Below are 6,261 nucleotides of genomic sequence, written 5' to 3'. Positions count from 1 at the left end.
TGACAGCTCCACTGAAAACGGGCCGAAGATACGACTGCAGTCAGACCTCCCGCTGTCGCCAACCTCTCAGCACTCTGGTAAGGAAAAACATCATGTAGAAAGACAGCGCCACACACCTACTTGCGCGAGGAGTCCAGATACTACCTATGGCAGTCGCCCTTCTCGGACCTCCGTCGGCCGCCTGTGCCGGCCGTACCGCGCTGGGACGCGAGGCTAGTCCGAGAAGGGCGACGTATCGGACCTCCCGTCACGGTCCGCTTGGAAGAAGTCAGTCCTCCAGTGGCGTCCCCGTTGTCCGGCTCATTACTCGCACCCCACGCGGGTCGGGGCATCAAAATGGGCCGTCAGTACGGAGCGAACCTCGGACTGCGTCAGGATCAGGGTTTCCATCCCTGGCAGTCTAGCGCGGCCATGCGGCCGATTTCGCGCGAATCGCGCGCCCGCCGTTCCTAGAACGCCCAGCCGAGACCGAGACTGAACCGATCGAGGTCCAAGTCGAACTGCTCGTACTCGAGCAGAACTCCAAGGCCGCTCTCGAGGTCGTAGCGAACCCCGGCTCCGGCGAGCAGCTCACCGTCAGAGAAGGTCTCGCGCGTACCGCCGAAGAAAAGTCCGGAGATGTCCGCTTCCCAGTCGATCCAACCGAGTTTCCCGAAGAGCGCAACCCGATCGGTCACCGGCCAGCGTGGAACGACAGCGAGTGAGAACCCGGTGAGGTCGGCGGAAAGAGGCGCCAGCACCTCCGTGCACTCGGTGCCCTCGACACAGAGCCCTAGGGTTTCCAGCGCAAACCGCTCGATGCACGCGTCCACGTTGTCCGGACACGGCGAACCGAAACCCTGGGCCTCTCCAAAATCATGGAGCCCCAGCTCCAAGGCGACGTAGTCGGTGATGCGGTAGCCGATTCCGAGACTGCGGGTCGTATCAGTGCTGTCGAATCTCTTGATATGACGTGAACCGAGGTTCGCCGCGACGTCGGCTTCTCCGAGTCTGGCGTCTACGTACCACTGGGCGGCTTCTGAAGCCGAAGCCGGTGAAGCCGCGCCGGCCCCAAACACGGACACCCCGAGAACGAGAAGGGTCACGGTGACAACGGTGATTCTGCCATTGAGCATGTCGAATTCGGTCATGACGGGCTCCTCCTTTGACTATTACGCGATACCCGAAAATCGTGCACGCGCGATGCCAACCGATGGGACACCACTCTGCCCTCTGGCACACTCACGGCACACTCAGAGCGTGCTCAAAGCGCAAATCGACGCGTCTCCTGCAAAGAGCTACGAGCTCGCGAAGGCCTTCGGCAGTTGGCTTTTTCGTGTGATGAGTGGTCTAGATGTGATGTTCGAGTGGGACTCTTAATCTGCGGGTTCGGGGTTCGAGTCCCTGGCGGCTCACCAAACAGAACAAATAGAATAACGACGGGAGAGCGCCTAGCGGACCGCGATCGGTCGCCCGGGAGATCCGGTCGCCCCCTTGAAGGGCACCGGAGCGAAGACGAACAAGAACTCGTTAACGCCGTCTTTCACGAGGCCGTCGAACTGGAGGTTCTCCAGGTTGAATACTCCGTTCTTGTTGAGGAGCTCCTGATGTACGGGAAAGACCAGCTCGGGGTTCGGATTGGGAACGACCTCGCTGGTCCACGAGTCGGAGCCGATCATCGTTGCCCGGCGCTCGACGACCCATCGCGCCGCTTCGACTCCGATTCCCGCCGGCGAGTCGTTGTATTGCTGGGGGTCCGACCAGAGCGAGGACCAACCGTAGCGGAAGAACAGGGCATCTCCGGCCCGGATCGAGTCCTCGGACATTCCCTGTTTCGCGAGCGCACCGCGAATGTCCTCGACCGTGACCTCGTAGGCTTTCGGCAGCCGGTCGACACCCTTGTCACTCGCGATGTCGATCAGGATTCCCCTGGTGAAGATGGGCTTGATCTTCTCGATGCCGAGCTCGCGCATGCCGTAGGTCCCGAGGATCTCTTCCCCCGTGAAGCCGTTGTAGTAGACGTCCTTCACGCTGCCGTCGGCCATCGTCAGTCTGGTCCCGATGTGGGCGAGGCCGTCGAACTGCGTTCCGACTTGACCGACCTCGGTGCAGAGAAACTCGTCGTTGCCGATCAGCTTGTTCTTGCCGAAGGGATCGCGGTAGGTCGGCCCGCCCGGTATGTGCAGAGCGTAGGTGCGCCCACCGAACAACGGCATACCGCTCTCGTAGGTTTGCCCCAGGTCATAAACCGTCCCGGTCGTCACGAGCTCGACCGCCTCGAGGACCTTGGCCGGCGTGATCCAGTTCGAGGCGCCCGCCTGGTCCTTCGCGCCCCAGATCGGGTGAGGCCACCAGGGCCCCTTCTCCCGGGTCTGTGCCAGCGCTGCCGAGCCGAGCAGCGCAACGAGTACCCAACAACCAATCATGATTCGATCCGAGCGCATCCGTTACCTCCGTGTCGTGGTCCAGGCCCGAGCATAAGGCCCTGGCTTGCACAAACGAAGGTAAAGTTGCTGGCCGGTTGGCGGCTTCGTCCGAGCCCCAGAGCGGCAGACGTTACTTTCGAGCCCGGAGCGGTCTCCCCCTTCGCTTGTTCAGGGATCGTTCGAGGATAGAGCGATGGGTATGCGTCTATTTGACAGCGACCGTCTCTCGAAGTTGAATGGAAGTCTAAGCCACTCGCCCGGTCTGTTGGATGCAGCGGAAAGATACCGGCCACATCTCCCGATGCTTCCTTGGGAGGAAGACGCGTGGCTTGACCATTCTTGGGGATTCTCTGAACGGGCTCTGGAGCCAGGTGCAGATGACGACGGAACGCCGATACTCACCTCGAGTCGCTCTTTGTTGCGCAGCCAAGGTCTCTTTCGCGAATGAGTGTCTGGCTTGCCGGCTCGTCGATATCAGTGCCTCGGGGATGGCCCTCACTGTCGCCTCGGAGCAGACGCCGTCGTCGGCTCTCCGAATCCAGCCCACCCTAAGAAATCGTGGCAGGCGCCCGGCTCCTAGGGGGAGGGAGATTTGGCGGACGACGCCGTTACAGTAATGCCGCACGTCTATGACGTGTTCTTGGAGGACGGCCCCTCCGTAGCTGTGGGCGGTGCGACCCACGAAGGGCAGGACTTTTTGATCAACGGCCGGCTCGACGGAGGTTTCGTCGTCGTCGGTCGCAATGTCACTGTGGGGCGCACCGGTCGCGTGCGGGCCAACATACACGGCGAGAGCATCGTCGTCGAAGGCGAAGTCGAGGGCGATCTTCACGGTGGCGATCAGATCGTTGTGCGCACCAGCGGCGTTGTTACCGGCAAACTCGTGGCGCCGCGCGTGACTCTCGAGAAGGGCTCCAAGTTCCAGGGTGCGGTCGAGATGCGGGCGCCGCAAGCGCCGCGGCCCAAGGCTGGACTCTAGCCGGTATCGGATTGGTCGATGAGCTTCTGCAGGCTCTGAGGGCTTGCGGAGGGTATCATCGCGGCCGGGAGGACCTATCATGACGCTAGCCGCGCGAATCCTGTTGCTGCTTGCGTGCTGCTTGGCCGCCGCGCCCGTTGCCGCCGCGGAGCAGGACGTTATCGCCGCCATGCGCGACGCCGCCGACGAGTTCCTCGCTTCCCTGAGCCCAGAGATGCGCGGGCAAGCCACCTTCCCCATGGACGACGAGGAACGCCGGCTGTGGAGCAACCTTCCCGCGACCATGTTCGAGCGCAAGGGCGTCGCCTTCGCTCAGATGTCCGAGGAGCAACGCATCCGGGCCCATGATCTGATTCAGAGCGCGCTGAGCAGCCAGGGCTACCTCAAGGCCGCGGGGATCATGCGCGTCGACGAGATCCTGCAGGGCTACGCGTCGCGCTCACGGCCTGACGCCGAGCCGATGTTCGGGCAGAGGCTGTACTGGATCGGTATCTTTGGCGACCCGTCGAAGGACGAGCCGTGGGGCTGGCAGCTCGACGGACACCACTTGGCGCTGAACTTCACCGTGGTCGGCGACGCGCTGTCGGTGACACCAGCGTTCCTGGGCTCGGACCCGGCCCAGATCCGCCGCGAGCTGGACTCCGGGTTCTATGTTCAGGTCAAGGAGGACGTGCGGGGGCGGAGGTTGTTCGAGTCCCTCGACGCGAGCCAGCGCGAACAGGCACTGCTCGAGGGCGAGACCCCATCCGACGTCATCGCCGGGCCCGGACGGGCGGACCGGCTGAAGAAGATCCGCGGAGTGGCGGCCTCGGACATGACCCCTCAGCAGCGCCACTTGTTGATGCAGCTACTCGACGAATACCTGCAAAACCTAGAGCCTGACCTATCCGGCGTGCAGGCTGCGAGAATCGAGGCGGCTGGCCTCGGCAAGCTGCACTTCTCGTGGTCGGGAACCGAGGCCGGGAAGCCGTACTACTACCGGATCCACGGGCCGACAGTGCTGATCGAGTTCGACAACAGCTATCCGCCAGGCCGCTCTAGCGGGCCGGTGAACCACATCCACACGGTCTGGCGCGACGCCGAGCGCGACTACGGCGAGGATCTGCTGCACAGGCACTACGAGGAGAGCCCGCACCACCGGACGCCCCGACCCGCAGCGAATCAACCGTAGAGTGCCCTCCGGGAGGCGCCACCCGAAGCGAGGACACGGAAACGAGGACCCGTAGCTTTGCGGTCCCGGGTTTCCCCAGGTGTGCCTTTGTCGAGGCAACTCGAGAGGCTACGCCTGTCGTTGCTGAAGACGCGCCACCCGAAGGGGCGGGTGGAGTTGCCCCGGTCACCGAAAAGGCCAGGGCGGGTGGGGCTCTCTGTGGGTGTCAGGGGCAGCCTGCTTCGGCGAATCGCGCGTCAATCAACTGTTTGCATGCCGCTGCTTCACTTCGTGAGGTTGGCCCGATGCCCACCAGAAGGTTGTCGTCCGACACTGCTCGTCAATAGCCTCCTTTGGGTTGAGCTGGCGTACGTACACCGTCACGGATCCGGTATCGATCGGTGGCGCCACGTCGTCGACCTGCATCCGTTCGACGCTGGCGCAGAAATCGTAGCCGCCCGTCGAATCGTCGGGGATCGACCGGGTCGCATCCGAACCACTCTCATCTTTCGCCGCTTCGTCCTTCGCCTCCTGGAGGGCGACGAACACCGAGTTGTAGTTACCGGCAATTCCCGACCCTGCCCGCCGCCCGAGCCGCGGGGGAGCCCTCGAAAAAGAAGAAGCCGGGTGCGAAGCCCGCAAGGGGTCTGGAGCCCGGCACTCGGCCTCGTAGCAGGTTTCTTGTTAGTTGTTCCCGCGACTGTGGATGAATCCGGTGACGCGGTTGATGCCAAAAATCCAGTCGCATTCCGTCCAGGGTGGCTGGCCCAGAATGAACCAGAGCTCGGGCGGGATCTCTGAGAAATCGACTGAGCGAATCTTGGACTTGGTCTTCTTGCCGGTCAAGTCAGCCGTTCCGTGGCCGACGCCTCGGCCGAGAAAGCCACCGTCCGGGCTGGACTTCCCGTTCCAGGTCCCATCGAAGGTTCCGGTGTCTGACTCCGGCAGGTAGATTTGGCTGAAGGTGCCGAAGGAAGTGCCTTGTCCGGTATTCAGATTCCAATTGAGGTTGAAGACATTCGAGCTCTCCCCGGAGACCTCGAACGTCACCGGGTCGTACGAGATGTTGTGGGTTCGCTGTCCTCGAACATGAAATGTCTGACCGGCGGTCCACGCGATCCCGGCGTCTAGCGCGCATGCGATCTCATAAAAGTCGAGAGGGGTCTTTGACGATTTCGCCGACGCCGGTGTGGCCAGCATGAGAATTCCCGCGAGCAGGAAAATGCCCGCGAGCGGCAAGACACCGATACGCTTCATGGTCTTGTCCTTTCTTCCTGAGTGAATCGATTCCTATCCGGCGAGTCGGGGTCGAACGCCGGTAGGGCTGCGAGAGCAAACGGCGGCGCACAGCCGCTCTCCTTTCTACCCTTCGGCAGCCCGGCGGTCTTGGGGTCTTCGTGCGGGGAAAGCCGTCGCGGAGAAGCGAGGACCCGTTTGCTTTGCGGCCCTGGGTTTTCCCAGGTGTGCCTTTATCGAGGCATCCGGTAGATTACGCCGGTCATTACGAAGGCTGCGCCACCCGAACGGGTAGGGTGGTTGCGGGGGCGACAACTCCCTCGAGACAGCAGCCGGCGCCGGCGGCGGAGTTGCTGGCCCGATTGACGGAGCTCGAGATCTTCACCTGGAGTTATAGGGACGACCCTGACGACGCCCGCCACGTGGGGCCGGTGGCCGAGGACTTCTACCAGCGCTTCGGCTTCGGGCACGACGACAAACACATCTCGCCG

Annotated in this window: 8 protein-coding genes and 2 riboswitches; of the genes, 4 read left to right on the top strand and 4 right to left on the bottom strand. The window is 62.8% G+C overall.

Annotated features, from left to right (window positions below; genetic code table 11):
- Positions 1-449: 449 nt before the first annotated feature.
- Positions 450-1,130, bottom strand: a complete 681-nt coding sequence (locus GY769_22055) for an outer membrane beta-barrel protein (GenBank protein MCP4204601.1) — start codon at positions 1,128-1,130, stop codon at positions 450-452.
- 300 nt (positions 1,131-1,430) lie between these two features.
- Complete coding sequence (locus tag GY769_22050; GenBank protein MCP4204600.1) at positions 1,431-2,423, bottom strand: cyclase family protein; 993 nt, start codon at positions 2,421-2,423, stop codon at positions 1,431-1,433.
- 359 nt (positions 2,424-2,782) lie between these two features.
- Between GY769_22050 and GY769_22045 the strand changes: the two genes are divergently transcribed.
- From GY769_22045 to GY769_22035, 3 genes are all read left to right on the top strand, one after another.
- Entirely contained in the window at positions 2,783-3,022 is a 240-nt protein-coding gene (locus tag GY769_22045; protein MCP4204599.1) for a PilZ domain-containing protein, read from the top strand.
- Positions 2,998-3,384, top strand: coding sequence for a polymer-forming cytoskeletal protein (locus GY769_22040; protein MCP4204598.1), 387 nt, complete (start codon positions 2,998-3,000; stop codon positions 3,382-3,384). Before GY769_22045 ends, GY769_22040 begins: the two co-directional genes overlap by 25 nt.
- A 79-nt stretch (positions 3,385-3,463) precedes the next feature.
- A complete protein-coding gene (locus GY769_22035; protein MCP4204597.1) occupies positions 3,464-4,555 on the top strand; it encodes a DUF3500 domain-containing protein in 1,092 nt (363 codons plus the stop codon).
- A gap of 34 nt (positions 4,556-4,589) precedes the next feature.
- Positions 4,590-4,651, bottom strand: a riboswitch (cyclic di-GMP riboswitch).
- A gap of 144 nt (positions 4,652-4,795) precedes the next feature.
- Here GY769_22035 and GY769_22030 read toward each other — a convergent pair.
- Together GY769_22030 and GY769_22025 are read right to left on the bottom strand one after the other, a co-directional pair.
- Positions 4,796-5,083: a hypothetical protein gene (locus tag GY769_22030; GenBank protein MCP4204596.1), complete on the bottom strand. Its 288-nt coding sequence runs from the start codon at positions 5,081-5,083 to the stop codon at positions 4,796-4,798.
- Positions 5,084-5,218: 135 nt separating this feature from the next.
- Positions 5,219-5,791 carry a hypothetical protein gene (locus GY769_22025; GenBank protein MCP4204595.1) on the bottom strand — a complete coding sequence of 191 codons (573 nt, stop codon included), beginning with the start codon at positions 5,789-5,791 and terminating at the stop codon, positions 5,219-5,221.
- Positions 5,792-5,902: 111 nt separating this feature from the next.
- Positions 5,903-6,012: riboswitch (cyclic di-GMP riboswitch) on the bottom strand.
- A gap of 108 nt (positions 6,013-6,120) precedes the next feature.
- Here GY769_22025 and GY769_22020 point away from each other — a divergent pair.
- The coding region (locus GY769_22020) for a tail fiber domain-containing protein (protein MCP4204594.1) at positions 6,121-6,261 on the top strand (141 nt) is incomplete at its 3' end.

This window comes from bacterium (assembly GCA_024224155.1).
Classification (GTDB): domain Bacteria; phylum Acidobacteriota; class Thermoanaerobaculia; order Multivoradales; family JAHEKO01; genus CALZIK01.
This window is presented reverse-complemented; position numbering and strand designations above follow the sequence as displayed.

What these genes read in the sequence shown, in the direction of transcription:
- GY769_22050 (MCP4204600.1), bottom strand. Translation starts at nt 2,423, where the DNA reads ATGCGCTCGGATCGAATCATGATTGGTTGTTGGGTACTCGTTGCGCTG.
- GY769_22055 (MCP4204601.1), bottom strand. Translation starts at nt 1,130, where the DNA reads ATGACCGAATTCGACATGCTCAATGGCAGAATCACCGTTGTCACCGTG.
- GY769_22045 (MCP4204599.1), top strand. Translation starts at nt 2,783, where the DNA reads ATGACGACGGAACGCCGATACTCACCTCGAGTCGCTCTTTGTTGCGCA.
- GY769_22035 (MCP4204597.1), top strand. Translation starts at nt 3,464, where the DNA reads ATGACGCTAGCCGCGCGAATCCTGTTGCTGCTTGCGTGCTGCTTGGCC.
- GY769_22025 (MCP4204595.1), bottom strand. Translation starts at nt 5,791, where the DNA reads ATGAAGCGTATCGGTGTCTTGCCGCTCGCGGGCATTTTCCTGCTCGCG.